19 protein-coding genes and 1 other RNA gene are annotated in these 17581 nt (G+C 73.1%); 1 reads left to right on the forward strand and 19 read right to left on the reverse strand.

Annotation, left to right across the window (positions count from 1 at the left end; translation table 11 throughout):
- Nucleotides 1-30 precede the first annotated feature (30 nt).
- Nucleotides 31-407, reverse strand: a transfer-messenger RNA (tmRNA) gene (gene ssrA, locus ASG36_RS21365).
- Nucleotides 408-433: 26 nt separating this feature from the next.
- Nucleotides 434-1585 carry a magnesium and cobalt transport protein CorA gene (locus ASG36_RS04035; protein WP_055759744.1) on the reverse strand — a complete coding sequence of 384 codons (1152 nt, stop codon included), beginning with the start codon at nucleotides 1583-1585 and terminating at the stop codon, nucleotides 434-436.
- Nucleotides 1586-1892: 307 nt separating this feature from the next.
- Between ASG36_RS04035 and ASG36_RS04040 the strand changes: the two genes are divergently transcribed.
- A complete protein-coding gene (locus tag ASG36_RS04040; protein ID WP_200944321.1) occupies nucleotides 1893-2603 on the forward strand; it encodes a YitT family protein in 711 nt (236 codons plus the stop codon).
- On the opposite strand, the gene ASG36_RS04045 is transcribed toward ASG36_RS04040, so the two are convergent.
- The 17 genes from ASG36_RS04045 to ASG36_RS04125 form a co-directional block, all read right to left on the reverse strand.
- Entirely contained in the window at nucleotides 2545-3108 is a 564-nt protein-coding gene (locus ASG36_RS04045; RefSeq protein WP_235494552.1) for a carboxymuconolactone decarboxylase family protein, read from the reverse strand. The two genes, ASG36_RS04040 and ASG36_RS04045, sit on opposite strands and share 59 nt — an antisense overlap.
- Entirely contained in the window at nucleotides 3105-3998 is an 894-nt protein-coding gene (locus ASG36_RS04050; protein WP_055759747.1) for a hypothetical protein, read from the reverse strand. Before ASG36_RS04050 ends, ASG36_RS04045 begins: the two co-directional genes overlap by 4 nt.
- Nucleotides 3999-4026: 28 nt before the next feature.
- On the reverse strand, nucleotides 4027-5004 hold the full coding sequence (locus ASG36_RS04055) for a GNAT family N-acetyltransferase (protein WP_055759750.1): 978 nt from the start codon (nucleotides 5002-5004) through the stop codon (nucleotides 4027-4029).
- 11 nt (nucleotides 5005-5015) lie between these two features.
- Nucleotides 5016-5909, reverse strand: coding sequence for an amidohydrolase family protein (locus ASG36_RS04060; protein WP_055759752.1), 894 nt, complete (start codon nucleotides 5907-5909; stop codon nucleotides 5016-5018).
- On the reverse strand, nucleotides 5906-6829 hold the full coding sequence (locus ASG36_RS04065) for an NADP-dependent oxidoreductase (protein WP_055759757.1): 924 nt from the start codon (nucleotides 6827-6829) through the stop codon (nucleotides 5906-5908). Before ASG36_RS04065 ends, ASG36_RS04060 begins: the two co-directional genes overlap by 4 nt.
- Nucleotides 6826-7308, reverse strand: a complete 483-nt coding sequence (gene smpB, locus ASG36_RS04070) for an SsrA-binding protein SmpB (RefSeq protein ID WP_055759760.1) — start codon at nucleotides 7306-7308, stop codon at nucleotides 6826-6828. The genes ASG36_RS04065 and smpB overlap by 4 nt, the downstream gene beginning before the upstream one ends.
- 134 nt (nucleotides 7309-7442) lie before the next feature.
- On the reverse strand, nucleotides 7443-8327 hold the full coding sequence (ftsX, locus tag ASG36_RS04075; RefSeq protein ID WP_055759763.1) for a permease-like cell division protein FtsX: 885 nt from the start codon (nucleotides 8325-8327) through the stop codon (nucleotides 7443-7445).
- A gap of 33 nt (nucleotides 8328-8360) precedes the next feature.
- Nucleotides 8361-9050: a cell division ATP-binding protein FtsE gene (gene ftsE / locus ASG36_RS04080; RefSeq protein WP_055759766.1), complete on the reverse strand. Its 690-nt coding sequence runs from the start codon at nucleotides 9048-9050 to the stop codon at nucleotides 8361-8363.
- 62 nt (nucleotides 9051-9112) lie between these two features.
- Nucleotides 9113-10225 carry a peptide chain release factor 2 gene (prfB, locus tag ASG36_RS04085; protein WP_082522765.1) on the reverse strand — a complete coding sequence of 371 codons (1113 nt, stop codon included), beginning with the start codon at nucleotides 10223-10225 and terminating at the stop codon, nucleotides 9113-9115.
- Nucleotides 10226-10284: 59 nt separating this feature from the next.
- Nucleotides 10285-12057 carry a bifunctional diguanylate cyclase/phosphodiesterase gene (locus ASG36_RS04090; protein ID WP_235494554.1) on the reverse strand — a complete coding sequence of 591 codons (1773 nt, stop codon included), beginning with the start codon at nucleotides 12055-12057 and terminating at the stop codon, nucleotides 10285-10287.
- Nucleotides 12058-12176: 119 nt separating this feature from the next.
- The gene (locus ASG36_RS04095) at nucleotides 12177-12626 is read right to left on the reverse strand and encodes a hypothetical protein (protein WP_055759771.1); all 450 of its coding nucleotides are present in this window, start codon (nucleotides 12624-12626) and stop codon (nucleotides 12177-12179) included.
- On the reverse strand, nucleotides 12623-13021 hold the full coding sequence (locus ASG36_RS04100; protein ID WP_055759775.1) for a TadE/TadG family type IV pilus assembly protein: 399 nt from the start codon (nucleotides 13019-13021) through the stop codon (nucleotides 12623-12625). The genes ASG36_RS04095 and ASG36_RS04100 overlap by 4 nt, the downstream gene beginning before the upstream one ends.
- Nucleotides 13014-13214 carry a hypothetical protein gene (locus tag ASG36_RS04105; RefSeq protein WP_055759778.1) on the reverse strand — a complete coding sequence of 67 codons (201 nt, stop codon included), beginning with the start codon at nucleotides 13212-13214 and terminating at the stop codon, nucleotides 13014-13016. The genes ASG36_RS04100 and ASG36_RS04105 overlap by 8 nt, the downstream gene beginning before the upstream one ends.
- Before the next feature lie 31 nt (nucleotides 13215-13245).
- Nucleotides 13246-14187, reverse strand: a complete 942-nt coding sequence (locus tag ASG36_RS04110) for a type II secretion system F family protein (protein WP_055759780.1) — start codon at nucleotides 14185-14187, stop codon at nucleotides 13246-13248.
- Nucleotides 14184-15047, reverse strand: a complete 864-nt coding sequence (locus ASG36_RS04115) for a type II secretion system F family protein (protein ID WP_055759783.1) — start codon at nucleotides 15045-15047, stop codon at nucleotides 14184-14186. Before ASG36_RS04115 ends, ASG36_RS04110 begins: the two co-directional genes overlap by 4 nt.
- Nucleotides 15044-16282 (reverse strand): CpaF family protein, encoded by a 1239-nt coding sequence (locus ASG36_RS04120; protein ID WP_055759786.1) that lies wholly within the window; start codon nucleotides 16280-16282, stop codon nucleotides 15044-15046. Before ASG36_RS04120 ends, ASG36_RS04115 begins: the two co-directional genes overlap by 4 nt.
- Before the next feature lie 300 nt (nucleotides 16283-16582).
- Nucleotides 16583-17527 carry an NADP-dependent oxidoreductase gene (locus ASG36_RS04125; protein ID WP_235494556.1) on the reverse strand — a complete coding sequence of 315 codons (945 nt, stop codon included), beginning with the start codon at nucleotides 17525-17527 and terminating at the stop codon, nucleotides 16583-16585.
- Nucleotides 17528-17581 lie beyond the last annotated feature (54 nt).

Raw genomic sequence — 17581 nt, forward strand, 5'->3', positions numbered from 1 at the left:
CTGCCAGGGGTGGTGGCTGGGTGGTGCTGATGGTGGAGGTGGCGGGAATCGAACCCGCGTCCTTCGACGCATCACCAGGGCTTCTCCGAGCGCAGTCCGCTCTGTCCCTGCTTGGCCTTCCTGATCACACGAACAAGTCAGGACGACAGGCCCAGCCGCTGTGTGGTGTCCCGTGCAGATCCGCGGCCGATCCGCACGGTGGAGCCATCTAGCTGATGCCAGGATCCGGGCCGATGGCAGAACCCGGGCTGACAGACTCACACTGGCTGCTTAGGCAGCGAGTGCGAAGTCGCGCTGACTGGAGTCGGCGCTTGTGTGTTTTGCAACGCGTGGTTAACGAGCTCATCGTTGCCTTCCTCGGCCCGCTTCCCCTGATGCCACGACCGAAGTCGAGACCAATCACCCCCTGTGCAGTTGTGTCCCCACCCTACCGCTAGATCCAGTCGCGGCGCTTGAAGATCACGTAGAGGGTGAAGCTGACCCCGAACATGAGGGCCAACGCGAACGGGTAGCCGAACACCCAGCCCAGCTCGGGCATGTGCTCGAAGTTCATCCCGTACACGCCTCCGACCAGCGACGGGGCGAAGAGGATGGCCGCCCAGGCGGAGATCTTCTTGACCTCCTCGCCCTGGGCGATCGAGGTCTCCGAGAGCGTCTTCATCTCCTCGTTCTGCCGCTGGGCGACCAGGGTCGCGTTCACGGTGAGGATGTCGCGCAGCTGGAGCCGGAAGCCCTCCACCCGCTCGTTGATGCCGGCGACGTGGTCGGCGACGTCGCGCAGGTAGGCCCGCAGGTCCTCGTCCACGCCGTACTTCTCGAAGCCGGCGGCGATGGCGGCGCAGATCCCGGCCAGCGGCGCGGTCGCCCGGGAGACGTCGAGGACCTCCTGGGAGAGCTCGTAGATGCGCCGGGACACCCGCGGGTCCCCACCGAACACCTCGAGCTCGATCTCGTCGATGTCCTTGTCCAGGCCCTCGACGACCGGGGCGTACCCGTCGACCACGGCGTCGAGGATCGCGTAGAGGACCGCCTCGCTGCCCTTGCCCAGCAGCTCCGGGTCGCTCTCCAGCCGACGGCGCACCCGGGCGAGGTCCGGGGACTCCGAGTGCCGGACGGTGATCGCGAAGTCGCGGCCGAGGAACAGGTGCAGCTCACCGAACTCGACCTCCTCGCGGGCGTCGAGGTACCGGGCGGCCTTGAGGACGACGAACAGCGTGTCCCCGTAGCGCTCGAACTTCGGCCGCTGGTGGGCGTGGATCGCGTCCTCGACGGCCAGCTCGGGCAGGTCGTACTGCTCGGCGAGCTCCCCCAGCTCGTGCGGCTCGGGGCGGTAGAGGCCCAGCCAGGCCAGCCGGTCCTCGGCGAACCCGTCGGTGAGCCACTCCCGGCTCTCGGCCGGGGACTCCGGGGTGGCGATCCGTCGGCCGTTCTCGTAGACGGCGTTGTCGATCAGCTTGGACGCCCGTCCGGGCAGCTCGAGACGGGGTGCCGGCGCGGGCGCGGCACCGCCCGGGCGGGGACGGCGGGTGAGGGTGCTCAGCGCGGTCAGGGGCGCGGTGAGCTGGGTGCGGCGACGGTCGGTCACGGCGGACTCCCGGGGTGGTGCGGACGAGGGACGTCGGCAGAGGCCCCGTCGCGCATCAGGCGGCGGGGACCTCGGGACTGTGACTGGGGGGCTCGCTGCTGCGCATCGCGGCCACCTCCCTGTCCTGGAGCATCGTCGTCGGGCCCGGGTGGACCGCCGACCATCGTGACACGCCGGGGCGACCCGCCGCACGACCGGTCCCGGTCGGGGAGGTGAACACCACACCCCCGGGGTGGGTCGGTGGCCTGCGGTCCACCGGCCGCAGTGGACTGCCCGGGACGACGGTGGACTGCGTCAGGCTGGGCCGGTGCCCACCGCTCTCCCCTCGCTGACCCCCCGCGAGCAGCTGCGCGCCGGCCGGCTCCCCCGCCGGCTCACCCAGCTCTACCTCGGCCTCGCCCTCTACGGCTTCTCGATGGCGATGGTGATCGAGGCCGGCCTGGGCCTGGACCCGTGGGACGTGCTGCACCAGGGTCTCGGCGAGCAGCTGGGCTGGTCGTTCGGCACGGTGACCATCGTGGTCGGCGCCCTCGTGCTGCTGCTGTGGATCCCGCTGCGCCAGTGGCCGGGGCTCGGCACGGTCAGCAACGTGGTGGTCATCGGGGTCGCGGTCGACGCCGGGCTCTGGTTGCTGCCGCCGGTGGACTCCCTGCCGGTGCGCACCGCGCTGCTGCTGGGCGGGGTGGTCGCGAACGGGCTGGCCGGGGCGACCTACCTGGCCAGCTCGTTCGGCGCCGGTCCGCGGGACGGGCTGATGACCGGCCTGGTCGCCCGCACCGGGCGCAGCGTCCGCCTGGTCCGCACGCTGATCGAGCTCACCGTGCTGGGCGTCGGCGTGCTGCTGGGCGGCACGGTCGGCATCGGCACGGTGCTCTACGCGGTGGCCATCGGGCCGCTGGTCCAGCTGTTCCTGCCGCTGGTCGCCGTCCGGCTGCCCGGGCGCACCCCGCACCCGCCGGTCAGCCGGCGACCTCGCCCTCCGGCGGGGGCACCTGCAGGGCGACGAGGAACCGGCTGACCATCGCGTAGCCGCCGATGGTCACCATCAGCTCGACGATCTCCCGCTCGCTGAAGGTGGCCCGGACCTGCTCGAAGAGCAGCTCGGGGACCTCGATGCCCCAGGTCGAGGCATCGGTCAGCTCCAGGACCAGGTTCTGCCGGGCGTCGAAGTGCGCGGAGGGGTCCTGCTCGTAGAGGGCGTCGATCTGCTCCTCGGTGATGCCGGCCCGGCGCGCGGCGGCCTTGTGCGCGACCCACTCGAAGGCGGCGTTGTTGAGCACCGCGACCCGCAGGATGGCCAACTCGCGCAGGTCCGCGCCCAGCGAGGAGCGGTGCCGCAGCGCGCCGAGCAGCTCGTTCCAGCCGTCGGCGACCGGCGGGCTGTGCAGCAGCAGCTTGTCCAGCGCGGACAGCTCGCCACCACGGCGGGCGGCCATCCGCTCGGCGATCGCCGCGTCGTCCGCACCGACCTCGGGGAAGGGCAGCCGGGCCGGGCCGGTGGCCTCGTGCTCGTGGGCGCTCACGACCGGGCCCCCGCGAGGACGCCGGCGGGGTAGGCGCCGTGGGCGGCCAGGGTGCGGGCCATCGGACGGGCCAGCTCCACCACCCGCTCGGTGCGCTCGGTGCCCAGGTGCGCGAAGGGCGCCAGCGACAGGTCGTCGGTGAGGTCCTCCACGGCCCGGCGCTGGGCCTCGCCCTCGTCGGTGAGCCCGGCGTCGTCGACCAGACCGCGGTCGGCGAGCCGTTGCCAGCCCTCCGCCCACTCCTGCTCGGACCACCCTCGGGTCTTCTGGGCTGCCTGCACGGTGAACCCCCGTCCGGTCGCGGTGTGCGTGATGAGCGCCTCGAGCCCGGAGAGACCGTGCTGCTGCAGCGCCATGAGGTGCCCGTCGCCGCGGTGCTCGCGCACCAGGGTGACGGCGTGCCAGAGCCGGGTGACCGGGTCGGTCGGCCACGGCAGGTCGGCGTGTCCGGCGTAGAGCGGGCGGGCCTCGGGGGCCAGCACCGTGCACGCCTCGGCCAGCAGGTCACCGAGCTCGACGACGTCATCGGTGGCGGTGTCGCCCAGCAGCCTCGTCAGCGACGCCCGGGCGGAGTCGAACCGGGCCGCGGCGACCGCCTCGGGGGTGGCCAGCGTCCAGCAGCGCGGCACGTGCCGGGCGACGAGGCCGGGGTGGAAGTTGTAGAACGTCGCCGTCACCACGCCCGGGCCGACGGCGCCCATCGGGGCGGCCCGGCCGGCGAAGTAGGTCATCCGGCCCGGTCGGAGCCCGGCTGCCGTCAGGTGCTCGTCGAGCTCGGGGGCGAAGTAGGTGTGGGAGTGCAGCGGCTCGACCGTCCGGTGCGCCCGGCTGGCGAGCCGGCGGTCGACGTCCGGCGGGGCGGCGGGTGTGAGCTGATCGACACTGACCATGGCCGGACCCTACTGGCGAGTGGTCCGATCAGGTGAGCGGGGCGAGGTGCGTCGACCAGGAGACCTGGGTGCGCCGGGTGGTGAAGCCGATCGACTCGTAGAGCCCCAACGCCTGGGTGACGTTGTCGCTGTCCACCTCCAGGCTCGCGGTGTCGCAGCCGGCCGCTGCGGCGGCCCGGAGCGCAGCGATGATCACCGGCTTGGCCAGGCCGCGGCCCCGGGCGGTGGGGACGACGCCGATCTGCCCGTAGTAGGCGTCGGTGACCCCGGTCGCCGCGGTGTCCGCCTCGTGGACGTAGGCCAGCACGTAGCCGACCACCTCGTCGTGGTCCAGGGCGAGCACCGACAGGTCGGGCCGGAACGACCGCTGCCCGGTGAACATCGACTCCCACGAGGTCCGGTCCCGCTCGCTGGAGCCGTAGTGCTCGGTGAACGCGGCGTTGTGCGCGTGCCTGGCCTGCTCGTCGCGGGACCAGTCGAAGGCGACGAGGTCCACGCCCTCGACGGTGCGCGCGGCGGGCACGTCGGCCAGTGGCCGGGACATCTGCTGGAACCAGCGCACCGGTTCGAGGCCCGCGTGCCGGAGCAGGCCCTCCTGGCCGGTGATCGAGGCCTGGGCCAGCACGGTCAGCCGGGCCGGTGCCTCGGGGTGCCGTTCGGCGTGGATCGCCGTCCCCCGCTCGAGTTGCCAGCCCAGCAGGGCCCGGCCGATCCCCTCGCCGCGGCGCGCCGGGTGCACCCGGCCGTCCAGGTGCACGCCGTAGGCGTCCCGGAAGGTGGGCGGCGCGACCGCGACACCGACGGCGACCAGCTCGTCGCCGTCGAGCACCACCCGGGTGTCGGCGGCGACGTCGATGAACGGCGCGAACCAGTACTCGGCCAGGTCGTCGGCGTCGTGGTGCTCTCCGGTGTCGTCGACCGCCTCGGCCGCGGCGTACAGCGCGGCGACCGCGGGCAGGTCCGCAGCGGTGAGCGGTCGGTCGGTGAGGCCGGCGGGGAAGATCACGGGTGCCGAGGCTAGCGGGGCAGGCCGAACAGGTCGGCCCCGTTCTGCCACAGCACCCACCGCAGCCAGTCCTCGCCCAGCCCGAGCCCGTGCAGCGCGGCGAGCTGGTGGGCGTACGGGTAGGGGATCGTCGGGAAGTCGCTGCCGAGCAGCACCTTGTGGCCCAGGGCCGCCAGGCGGGGTAGCAGCGCCCGGTCGAAGGGCATCAGCCGCTCGGTGAAGTCGGTGGCGAACATCGTGGTATCCAGCCGCACGCCGGCGTACCGCTCGGCCAGCGTCAGGAACTCGGCGTACTCGGGCATGCCGAGGTGGGCGATCACCAGCTGCAGGTCCGGGTGCCGCTCCAGCAGACCCGCCATCGGCGCGGGCCCGGTGTGCTCCCCGGCCAGCGGCCCGGACCCGCAGTGGATGACCACCGGGGTGCCGGACTCCTCCAGCCGGGTCCAGACCGGGTCGAGCAGCTCGTGCCGCGGGTCGAACGAGCCGACCTGCACGTGCACCTTGAACACCCGGGCCCCGGCCTCGATCGCCTCGGGCACGTAGTGCGCGGCCTCGGGCTCGGGGAAGAACGTGGCCGACTGCAGCACCTGCGGGTGGGCGGCGGCGAACGCGGCCGACCAGTCGTTGAGCCCGGCGGCCATGCCCGGCTTGTGCGGGTAGTTCAGCGCGGAGAACGCCCGGACGCCGAGCGCGGCCAGCTGATCCAGCCGCTGCTCGACGGGCCCCTCGTAGGTGATCGGCCAGGGCGCGCCGTAGTGGGTCTCGGCGTCGGCGAAGTACGCCCACACCGCCGCCTGCACCCGCTCGGGCATGAAGTGCACGTGCACGTCGACCAGCCCGGGCAGCCCCAGCTCGCCCCAGAACCGGGGGACGTCGGCGTCGTCGACCGGGGGCGGGACGGTCATCGCAGCGTGACGACGACCTTGCCGCGCACGTGTCCGGCGGCGACCAGCTCGTGCGCCTCGGCGGTGCGCTCCAGCGGGAACGCCTTGGCGATCGGCACCCGCAGCTGGCCGTCCTCGACCAGCCGGGCCAGTTCCTCGAGGTCGTGGGCCTCGGGCCGGACGAACACGTACTGCCCGCCCAGGTCGTTCACCGCCGGGTCGACGACCGAGGCGATCCGGGCCGGGTCGCGCACCTGGTCGGGCGCGTCGGCCAGGGTGGGTCCGCCGACCAGGTCCAGGACGGCGTCCACCGGCTCGGACAGCTGCTCGCTCAGCGGGCCGTCGGCGTAGTCGTAGACCTCGGCGCAGCCGGCCTCGCGGAGGAAACCGTGGTTCTTCGCCGACGCCGTGCCGATGACGTGCGCGCCCAGGGCGACGGCGATCTGGACGGCGTTGAAGCCGACCCCGCCCGAGGCCCGGTGCACCAGCACCCGGTCGCCCTCGCCGACGTCGAGGGTCTCGGTGAGCGCCTGGTAGGCGGTCAGCCCGGCCAGCGGCAGCGCCCCGGCCTCGGCGAAGGACAGCGACGGCGGCTTGTGCGCCAGGCACCGCTGCGGGGCGGCGACCAGCTCGGCGCAGGTGCCCAGGCCGACGTCGTCCCGACGCACGTAGCCGAACACCTCGTCGCCGACGGCGAACGACGTGACCGCCGGCCCGACCTGCTCGACGACGCCGGAGACGTCCCAGCCCGGCACGATCGGGAAGTGGTGCGGGAACAGCTCGGCCAGCCCGCCGGAGCGGATGCCGACGTCGACCGGGTTGACCCCGGCCGCGTGCACCCGGACCAGCACGACGTCCGGGCCGACCGGCGGGGTGGGCAGGTCCTCGCGGAGCTGCAGCACCTCGACACCGCCGAAGGCGTCGTACGCGATGCCCCTCACTTCCGGCCCCCCCGCTTCACGTACTGCCCGAACGCGCGCTCCATCTCCCGGCGGCTGTCCCGCTCGGCGAGGTCCTGGCGCTTGTCGTAGGTCTTCTTGCCCTTGGCCAGGGCGAGCGTGGCCTTGGCCTTGCCGTCCTTGAAGTACATGTCCAGCGGGACGAGCGTCAGCCCGCCCTCCTTGGTCTTGCCGATCAGCTTCTCGATCTCCGACCGGTGCATGAGGATCTTCCGCTTGCGGCGCGGGGTGTGGTTGGTCCAGGTGCCCTCGGTGTACTCCGGGATGTGCACGTGGTGCAGCCACACCTCGCCGTCCTCGACCATGGCGAAGCCGTCCACCAACGAGGCACGACCCATGCGCAGGCTCTTGACCTCGGTGCCGGTGAGCACCAGGCCCACCTCGTAGGTGTCGAGGATCGAGTAGTCGTGCCGCGCCTTCTTGTTCTGGGCGATGAACTTCCGCCCCTGTTCACGCGGCATGCCCCCAGGTTACCGGCGCCGCGCCACCCGGAATCGCGCCTCGGCCGCCCCTGCCCCCTGACGAAGGAAGCTCTGCACCCCACATCGCCGCATCGAGGGGGTGCAGAGCTTCCTCTGCCACGGGTGGGACGGCGCTACAGGCGGACGTACAACCGCAGCGTCACGTAGGCGGCGATCGCGGCCAGCAGCATGCCGGCGCCGGTGATCACCGGGCTGATCGTGGCGATGACGCCCCAGTCGACCGGCGGGATGATGCCCGCCCGGATCGGCCCGGCCAGTGTCCGGTCGATGAACAGCACCTTGGTGAGCACCAGCCCGACGGTCGCCAGCAGCCCACCCAGCAGGCCGGCGAGCGCGGCCTCGAGGATGAACGGGAGCTGGGTGTACCACCGGGAGGCGCCGACGAGTCTCATGATGTTGGTCTCGTTGCGCCGGTTGAAGGCCGCGAGCTGGATCGTGTTGGAGATCAGCAGCAACGCGGCCAGGGCCTGGACGACGGCCACCGCGATGGTGGCGTTGCGGGCCCCGTTGAGCAGGCTGAACAGGCGGTCGAGGAAGTCGCCCTCGTCGCGCACCTGGTCCACGCCGTTCTGGCCGTCGGGGAACTCCGCGGCGATGACCTCGTAGCGCTCGGGGTTGACCAGCTCGACCCGGAAGCTCTCCGGCAGGGCGTTCGGGTCGGTGTTCTCGACCAGGGCCGGCTGCTGGCTGAACTGCTCGGTGAACCGCTCGTAGGCCTCGGCCTTGGACTCGTAGATGAAGTTCGCGACCTCCGGTGAGGCGGACAGCTCCTCCGAGATCGACTGGCGCTGCTCCTCGGTCACGTCGTCGGCCAGGAAGATCGAGACCTGGACCTTGTCGTAGTAGATGGCGCGCATGTCGCTGATCATGTTGGCGATGACCAGGCCGGTCCCCATGAGCGCCAGCGAGATGCCGGTCGTCAGGATCATGGCGACCGTCATGGTCAGGTTCCGACGCAGCCCGGTGGCCACCTCGGAGAGGACGAAGTTGACGCGCATGTGTTCCTCAGGAGTTCCTGTGCGGGGAGGCGGTCAGCGACCGACGCCGTAGACGCCGCGCGACTGGTCGCGGCTGACGACGCCCTCGTTGAGCTCGATGACGCGACGGCGCATGGAGTCGACGATGTGGTAGTCGTGCGTGGCCATCACCACGGTGGTGCCGGTGCGGTTGATCCGCTCCAGCAGCAGCATGATCCCCTGGCTGGTCTCGGGGTCGAGGTTGCCGGTGGGCTCGTCGGCGAGCAGCACCAGCGGGCGGTTCACGAACGCGCGGGCGATGGCCACGCGCTGCTGCTCACCACCGGAGAGCTCGGTGGGCAGCCGCTCGGCCTTGCCCTCCAGGCCGACCATCTCCAGCACCTCGGGGACGACGCGCTTGATCGTCTTCTGCGGCTTGTTGATCACCTCGAGGGCGAAGGCCACGTTCTCGGCGACGGTGCGGTTCTTCAGCAGCCGGAAGTCCTGGAAGACGCAGCCCATGGTCCGGCGCAGCTTGGGCACCTGCCACTTGCTCATCGTGCCCAGGTTCTTGTCGTTGACCGTGACGGTGCCGGTCGTCGGGTCGTCCTCCTTGAGCAGCAGCCGCAGGAAGGTCGACTTGCCCGACCCCGAGGCGCCGATGAGGAAGACGAACTCGCCCTTGTCGATCTCCATGGAGACGTCGTCCAGAGCCGGCCGACTGCTCGTCGGGTACAGCTTGGTGACGTGTTGCAATTCGATCACGGGGACTGACCGTACCCGTCGGACCTGGGCATCCTGGTCGGCTCGCCGGGGTGGACCGCCGCTCAGACGGCGGGCGCGTCCTCCTGCTCCTTGCGCCAGCGGATGCCGGCCTCGATGAACGGGTCGAGGTCGCCGTCGAGCACGTTGGACGGGTTGCCCGACTCGGTCTCGGTGCGCAGGTCCTTCACCATCTGGTACGGGTGCAGCACGTAGGAGCGCATCTGGTTGCCCCAGCTGCTGCCCTCGCCCTTCAGGGCGTCCATCTCGGCCTTCTGCTCCCGCTGGCGGACGACGAGCAGCCGCGCCTGGAGCACCCGGAGCGCCGCGGCCCGGTTCTGGATCTGGGACTTCTCGTTCTGGCAGGACACCACGATGCCGGTGGGGATGTGGGTCATCCGGACGGCGGAGTCGGTGGTGTTGACCGACTGGCCACCGGGGCCGCTGGAGCGGAAGACGTCGACCCGGATCTCGTTGTCGGGGATGTCCACGTGGTCGGTCTGCTCGACGACGGGGAGCACCTCGACACCGGCGAAGGAGGTCTGTCGTCGTCCCTGGTTGTCGAAGGGCGAGATGCGCACCAGGCGGTGGGTGCCCTGCTCGACCGACAGCGTGCCGTAGGCGTAGGGCTGCTTGACCGCGAAGGTCGCGGACTTGATGCCGGCCTCCTCGGCGTAGGAGGTGTCGTAGACCTCGGTCGGGTAGCCCTTGCGCTCGGCCCAGCGCAGGTACATGCGCAGCAGCATCTCGGCGAAGTCCGCGGCGTCCACGCCCCCGGCCTCCGAGCGGATGGTCACCAGGGCCTCACGAGCGTCGTACTCCCCGGACAGCAGGGTGCGGACCTCGAGCTCCTCGATGGACTTGTGCAGTCCCTCCATCTCGCGCTCGGCCTCGGCGCGGGTGGCCTCGTCGTCCTCCTCGGCCGCCATCTCCCACAGCACGCCGACGTCGTCGATCCGGCTGCGGAGGTCCTCGACCCGGCGCAGGTCGCCCTGCAGGTAGGACAGCCGCGAGGTGAGCTTCTGGGCGGTCTCGACGTCGTCCCAGAGGTCCGGGGCGGCGGACTGCTGTTCGAGGTCCCGGATCTCGTCGCGCAGGTCGTCGAGCTTGAGCACGGTCTCGATCGACCGCAGCGTCCCGTTCAGGTCGTCCAGTCGGGAGGAGAAGTCAGCGGCCACGTCTGACCACGGTAGTGGTCGCCCACCACCCTGGACAGCGCAGGACGGTCCGCGACGGTTCAGCCGGGGACGACGGCCCGACGCCGGCTGCGGGAGCCGAGCCAGCGGGGCAGGTCCGCGGCGGGCATGGGGCGGGCGATGAAGAAGCCCTGGCCGTAGGTGCAGCCCAGCGCGGTGACCGTGGCCAGCTGCTCCTCGGTCTCCACACCCTCGGCGACGCTGCGCATGCCGCACGCCCGGGCCAGGCTGACCACCGTCTCCACCGCGGCCGCGGACTGGCTGGCCCGCCGGTGGCCGGCACCGGCCACCCCGGCCACCAGGCTGCGGTCGATCTTGAGGATGCCGGCGGGCATGGACACGATCTGGCCCAGGCAGGAGAAGCCGCTGCCGAAGTCGTCGATGGACACCTCGATGCCGGACACCCGCAGCTCGGCGAACTGCTCGGCGGCCCGCTCGGGGTCCTCGGCGACGCTGGTCTCGGTCAGCTCGAGCACCAGCCGCTCGGGCCGCAGGCCCGACTCGACCAGCGCCGCGGTGACGTCGGCGACCAGCGTGCCGGCCCCGATGTGGGTGGCGCTGATGTTCACCGCCGCGGTCAGCGGCAGGCCCATCGCGTCCCAGGCCGCGGCGTCGCGGGCCACGGTGCCCAGCACCCAGCGGGTGAGCTCGCCGACCAGCCCGGAGGCCTCGGCGTCGGGGATGAACTCCCCCGGCGGCAGCAGCCCGCGCTCGGGGTGCTGCCAGCGGACCAGCGCCTCGACGCCGGTGACCGCGCGGGTGCGCAGGTGCATCAGCGGTTGGTAGTGCACGACGAGCTGCCCGGCCGCGATGGCGTCGTGCAGCTCGGAGGCCACCCGGAGCCGGCGTTCGGCGGCGACCCGCAGGTCCGGGGAGAACAGCCGCACGGTGTTGCGGCCGGCGGCCTTGGCCGCGTAGACGGCGAGGTCGGCGTCGCGGACGAGGTCGGTGGCCCGGTCGACCTGGCGGGCGGTGGCCACGGCGATGCCCACGCTCACGGTCAGCGGGACGACGGACCCCGCCACCCGGAAGGGCTCGGTGAAGGCGTCCTGGCAGCGCAGCGCGAGGGCGGCGGCGTCGGACTCGGTGCACCCCCGGCCGAGCACGACGAACTCGTCTCCCCCGAGCCGGCCCACGGTGTCCTCCTCGCGGGTGTGCTCGGCCAGCCGCAGCGCGACGTCGCGGATCAGCTGGTCGCCGGCGTCGTGGCCGAGGCTGTCGTTGACCGCCTTGAACCCGTCGACGTCGAGGAACAGCACGGCGACCGGCCGGTCGGCGTCGCCGGCGAGCTCGGCGTCGATGAGCTCCTGCAGGTGCCGGCGGTTGGGCAGGTCGGTGAGGTGGTCGACCCGGTCGCGGCGGGCGGTGGCCCGGACGGCCTCGACCCGGGCGGTGATGTCGGTGTGGGTGACCACGAGGAGCCCGGCGTCGTCGACCCGGGCGGCCTGCACGTGCACCCAGCGCCCGGTCTGCCCGGGGGCCAGGGCGCAGTCGACGGAGACGGGGTCGCCGCCGTGGGCGGACAGCTCGCCGAGCGCAGCCAGCAGCCTGCGGACGTCGCCGTCGTCCCGGACGGCCAGCACGGCCTCGCCGTAGTCGTCGCCCACGGTGACCGGGAGCCCGGGCCGGTGCTGCAGCTGGTCGGTCCACGCCGCGTTGACCTGCAGGATCGTGCCGTCGGGGTGCAGCAGCACCGCCGGTGCGGGCAGGGCATCCAGGACGGCGCCGACCGGCGGGGGTGCCGCGGGGGTCTCCCGCGCGCGGTGTCCACCTGCGCGGGGGCCGTCCACGACCGGGACGGCAGGTGACGACACGGCGGCCAGCGTAGGGATGCGCAGCCCGCTCTCGCTCTGTCACCGTCCGCTCACGCATGCCCCGTCGGTGTGTCGCCCGGACGAGTCACCGACCGGTCACCCCACCCGTCCCACCAGCCTCACGGGTCGACGTAGCGGTCCCGCTCGACGACGAACTGGCCGGTGGCGGTGTTGGCGTCGATGAACTCCGGGAGCAGCGGCACCCGGACCGTCACGGTGACGCAGACGCTGAACTCCTCCCCCGGCACCAGCGCCGGCCGATAGCCGCCGTTGGTGGCGGTGCACTCCACCCCGGCCGGCAGGTAGGCGATCCGGACGTCGGTGGCGTCCACCGACTGGTCCTCCACGGCGAGGGCCACCGCCGCCTCGGCCCGGGCGGCGCCGGTCACCGGGTCGGGCGCGGTGCCGATCGCGCGGCCGGCCTCCCGGGCGGCGGCGTCGGCGGCGAAGACCCCGCGCTGGACGGCGCTGAACCCGGCGACCAGGTAGACCAGCGGCACGAACACGACCAGGGCGATGAAGACGAACTCGACGATCGCCGAGCCGCGTTCGTCGTCGTCGCGCCTCACGCGCCCTCCTCCACGGCCCGCCCGGTGACCTGCAGCGGCAGCAGCTCCCCCAGGGCGGCCAGCAGCGTGGGCACCTGACCGGAGCAGCGGACGACGACCAGGGTCAGCCCGGTGCCGTCGGTCTCCGGGACGCTGGTGCACCGCAGCCCGGCTGCGGTCTGGGCGCCGGTGGCCGCGGCGACGACCTCGAGGGTGCGGTCGGCCCCGACGGCGGCCGGGACGTCGGCGTTCGCCGCGTACCGGGCACCCTCCTGGGCGCTCGCGGTGACCACGTTGCGGACGTGCACGTAGACCGCGACCTGCAGCACCGCCAGGAGCAGGACGACGACCAGCACCGAGACGAACACGAAGTCGACGACGGCGCTGCCGCGCTCGCGGTCCTCCCGCTCAGCCACCGCCGCTGGTGACCGAGGACAGCGCGTTCTGCACCGCGGTGACGATGGCCTCGCGGAACGGGACGAGGATCGCCAGCACCAGGGCGGCGGTCATCACGGTGATCATCACCCAGCCGGGCACGTCGCCCCGCTCGGGGTCCCCGCCGCGCAGGCGGGTGACCAGCGCGGCGAGCAGGACGGTCAGGACGGGCATGCGGTGCTCTCCTCGGGTTCCACTGACGCCCTCACTGGGCGAGGGTGACGATGCTGATCAGCCCCGGGAACAGGGCGAACAGGACGGTGACGGGCAGGACGAGGAAGACGACCGGGACCATCATCTGGATCTCCTTGGCCCCACCTGCCTCCAGCAGCCGGCGCTTGCCGGCCTCGCGGACGTCGGCGGCCTGGGCCCGGAGCACCTCGGCCAGCGGCGTGCCGCGCTCGACGGCCACGATGACGCCGTCGACGAAGCGGGCCAGGGCGTCCAGCGACGTCCGGTCGGCCACCTGCTGGAGGGCCTCGACCAGCGGCACGCCGGCGCGGGCCCGGCCCAGGGCGCCGCCGAGCTCACGGGCCAGCTCGCCCCCGGAGAGGCGGGTGACCCGGGCGATGGCGGCGGTGGGGCTCTCCCCCGCGGTCACGGCCAGGGCGAGCAGCTCGGCGACCACGGGGAACTCGGCGAGCAACAGCTCCTCGCGCCTGCCGACCTGCTGGGTCAGCCACCAGTCCCGGCCCAGCACCCCACCCACCAGGCCCGCGACGCAGAGCAGCACCGCCGACAGCACGTTCACGCTGCCGGCGAGCACCGACCCGACCGCGGTCAGCACGGCACCGCCGAGCAGGCCCAGACCGCCCCACACCACCTGCTCCACCCGGAAGTCCTCGACGGTGCTCTCGGCGGCCAGGGCGTCCAGCCGCCGGCGGACCGCCACGCGGCCACCGAGCAGCCGGTCGACGAACCGGGCGCCGTCGCCCAGTGCGGGCCCGAAGACCCGCCGGGCGGCGGAGAGGAGTCCGGGCTGGGTGGCGGTGCCCAGCAGCCGGGAGGGCGGCGGGGTGTCCTGCACGTACGGGGCGAGCCGGTCGACCAGCCGGACCGGGCGGGCCGGCGGTGCGTAGGCCAGCAGCAGGACCAGCCCGGTGGCCGCCGTGAGACCCAGCAGCACACCGGTCAGACCGGCGCTCACTGGAGCACCCGCAGGTCCTGGGGCAGTCGACCGATCCGCAGCATGAGCCGGTAGGCGGCCACGCAGACCACCCCGCCTGCCACGAGGATCGCCGTCCCGACCGGGCTGTCGTAGGCGGCGAGGGTCTGCTGCTGGGTGGCGAGCAGCAGGAGCACGACCCAGGGGGCGCCGACAGCGAGCCGGGCCGCCTGCACGACCCAGCCCTGCCGGGTCTCCAGCTCGGCGCGGGCCCGGGCGTCCTCGCGGAGGAAGCCGGCCAGGGTGCGCAGCACCCGGCCCAGGTCGCTGCCCCCGACCTCGCGCGCCACCCGCAGTGTCTCGACGATCCGGTCACCGACCGGGTCGGCCAGGTCGGCCTTCAGCCGGTCGAGGGAGTCGGCGAACCGGCCGGTGGCCCGGTGGTCGGCGGCGAACCGGCCGAAGGGGGCGCGCAGCGCCTCGGGGCCGCGGACGGCGAGCGCACCGAGGGCCTCGGGCAGGCTCAGGCCGGCCCGGACGGCGGACGCCAGGTTGTCCACCACCTCGGGCCAGACCTCACGCAGGTCCGCGCGGCGCTTGACCGCCAACCGCTTCACCAGCAGGTGCGGCGTCGCCGCCCCGAAGCCGCCGAAGACCAGGCTGATCGTCACGGTGCTGGTCGTGACCAGCACCAGGACCGCGACGGCCAGCCCGAGGGCGACCTGCAGGGCCACCAGCTGGGCGGGGTTGATGCCGGTGAGCCCGGCGGCGGACAGCAGCTGCTGCCGGCGGCCGGGACGCCGGGGGCCGCTCCGCTTCTGCGGTGCCCGCGGTCCGCTGCGCCAGACCAGCAGCAGGCCCACGCCCAGGCCGAGCCCGAGCAGTGCACCGGACACGCTCACCGGCGGTCCCCGAGCAGGGCGGGCAGGTCCAGGCCGAGGGCGGCGTAGCGCTCGGGGTGCGGCGGGTGCCCGTCGGCGCGGACCAGCCGACCGTCCCGGGTGGTGAACACGTCGGCGGTCTCCACGACGGTGCCCTCGGTGCGGCCGGGCAGTGCCACGACCTCCCGCACCCGGCGCTGACCGGAGGGGTCGGTGCCCACGTGCGCGACCAGGTCGACGCTGCTGGCCACCGTCGGCACCACGAAGGCGTGCCCGATGTTCTCCCCCGCGAGCAGCGGGAGCGTGCACATCTTGACCACGGCCTCGCGGGCGCTGTTCGCGTGCAACGTGCACATGCCGGGGAGCCCGCTGTTGAGTGCGATCAGCAGGTCCAGGCACTCCTCCTGGCGCACCTCGCCCACGACGAGCCGGGATGGCCGCATCCGCAGCGCCTCCTTCACCAGGCGGCGCAGCGGGATCTCCCCGGCGCCCTCGAGGTTGGCCTGCCGGGTCTGCATGGCCACCACGTCGGGCAGCGGCACCCGCAACTCGAAGACCTCTTCCGCGGTGATCACCCGCTCCCGGGCCGGGATCGCCGCGCAGAGGCAGTTCAGGAGGGTCGTCTTGCCCGCCTGCGTTCCCCCGCTGACCAGGATGTTCAACCCCGCGGCCACGGAGGCCTCCAGGAAGCGGGCGACCTGCGCCGGCAGGGTGCCCAGCGCCACCAGCTCGTCGAGGGAGTGCGCCTGCAGCACGAACTTCCGGATGTTGACCGCCATGTGCCGACGGGTGACGTCGGGGATCACCACGTGCAGCCGCGACCCGTCGGGCAGCGTGGCGTCGACGAAGGGCGTGGACATGTCGATCCGTCGGCCCGACGTGCGCAGCATCCGCTCGACCAGGTCGGCCAGCTGTCCGGCGCCCAGGATGGTGGTGGTCAGCTCGCTGCGGCCGCGGCGGGCGATGAACACCCGGCCCGGTTCGTTGACCCAGATCTCCTCGACCTCGGGGTCGTCGAGCCAGCGTTGCAGCGGGCCGAAGCCGGCCACCCGGTCCAGCACGTCGCGCACCACGGTCTCGGCGTCCACGATCGGCGGCAGCGCCGAGGACATGGAGCGTTCGGAGTAGTCGGCGACGACATCGCGGACCAGCACCCGGATGGGCGCGGGGTCGGTGAAGGGGTCCAGCCCGCGCCGCCGGATCAGCTCCCGGACCTCGCCGTCGACGACGTCGAGCGCGCTGGAGACGGTCGGCACGGCACCCCCGGGAGACCAGTCGACGAGACGGTGGGACTGCCGGGACCGTACGGGTCCAGAAGGCGGTACGGGAGCCTGACCAGGGCATCTGTGGACAACTCACGATGGGTCACCACTCGAACGGGTGAACCGCGACCGGCGGGTCCAGTGCCTCGGACATCGGGACGGGGGCAGGGCCCCGACGTCGTCGGTCCCTCAACGGTGGGGTCGGTGCACGCCGTGCACATCCTGACCGGTGCGCCACGCCGCGGCGCGGGGACGCAGCGCGTCCGACCGCACACGCGGCGCGACGACGAGGGGTCAGCTGAAGTCGAGCACCAGCCGGCCGCGCACCCCGCCGGCCTCGAGCCGGGCGTGCGCGGAGGCGGCCTCGGCGGCAGGCACCACGTCGGCCACCCGCAGGGTCACCGCACCGGACTCGGCCTGCTCGCGCAGCCGGTCCAGGGCGGCCCGGTTCTGCCCGTAGTCGCGCACCATCACCGGCTCCATCCGGATGCCCCGGCCCAGGTGCTCCTCGGCGTCCTCCCCGCGGTAGCCGCGCACGGTGGAGACCACGCCGCCGTCCGCGACCGCCGGCAGCACCTGTGCACCCTGCACCGAGCCGTCGGCCAGCCCGTCGACGCCGTCGGGGTACTGCTCGCGCACCGCGGCGGCGAAGCCCTCGCCGCGGGGCAGCACGACCTGCGCCCCGAGGGAGCGGACCAGCTCGGTGTCGGCCTCGCTGGCGTCGGCGACGACGGTTAGACCGTCGGCGACGGCCAGCTGCACGACGTAGCCGCCGAACGACCCGGCCGCTCCGGTCACCGCGAGCACCTGGCCCGGCTGCAGCGCCATCCTGTCCAGGGCGAGGCGCGCGGTGAGGCCGTTCATCGGCAGCGACGCGGCGGCCGGGAAGTCGACCCCGGCCGGCACCGGGACGACGGAGTCCGCCGGCAGCGCGATCTGCTCGCGGTAGCCGCCGTGCGCACCCTCGGGGACGACGATCGCCATCACCGCGTCGCCCACCGCCAGCGGGGTGTCGGTGTCCGGGCCGATCTCGTCGACCACCCCGGCGACGTCCATGCCCGGGATCCACGGCATCTCCTGCGGGGCGCCCTTGCGCTGGGCGTACGTGCCGTTGCGGGCGTACGTGTCGGTGGGGTTGACGGCGGCCGCGCGGACGGCCAGCCGCACCTCCCCGGGGCCGGCGTGCACCTCCGGGACGTCGATTAGGTGCAGGGCCTCGGGCCCTCCGAACTCGGTCACTCCGGCTGCTCTCATGTCCGGTGCAAGGCGGCGACCGGGTCCCGGGATTCCACA

Origin of the sequence: Geodermatophilus sp. Leaf369 (assembly GCF_001424455.1) — a bacterium.
In the GTDB taxonomy this organism is placed as follows: Bacteria; Actinomycetota; Actinomycetes; order Mycobacteriales; family Geodermatophilaceae; genus Klenkia.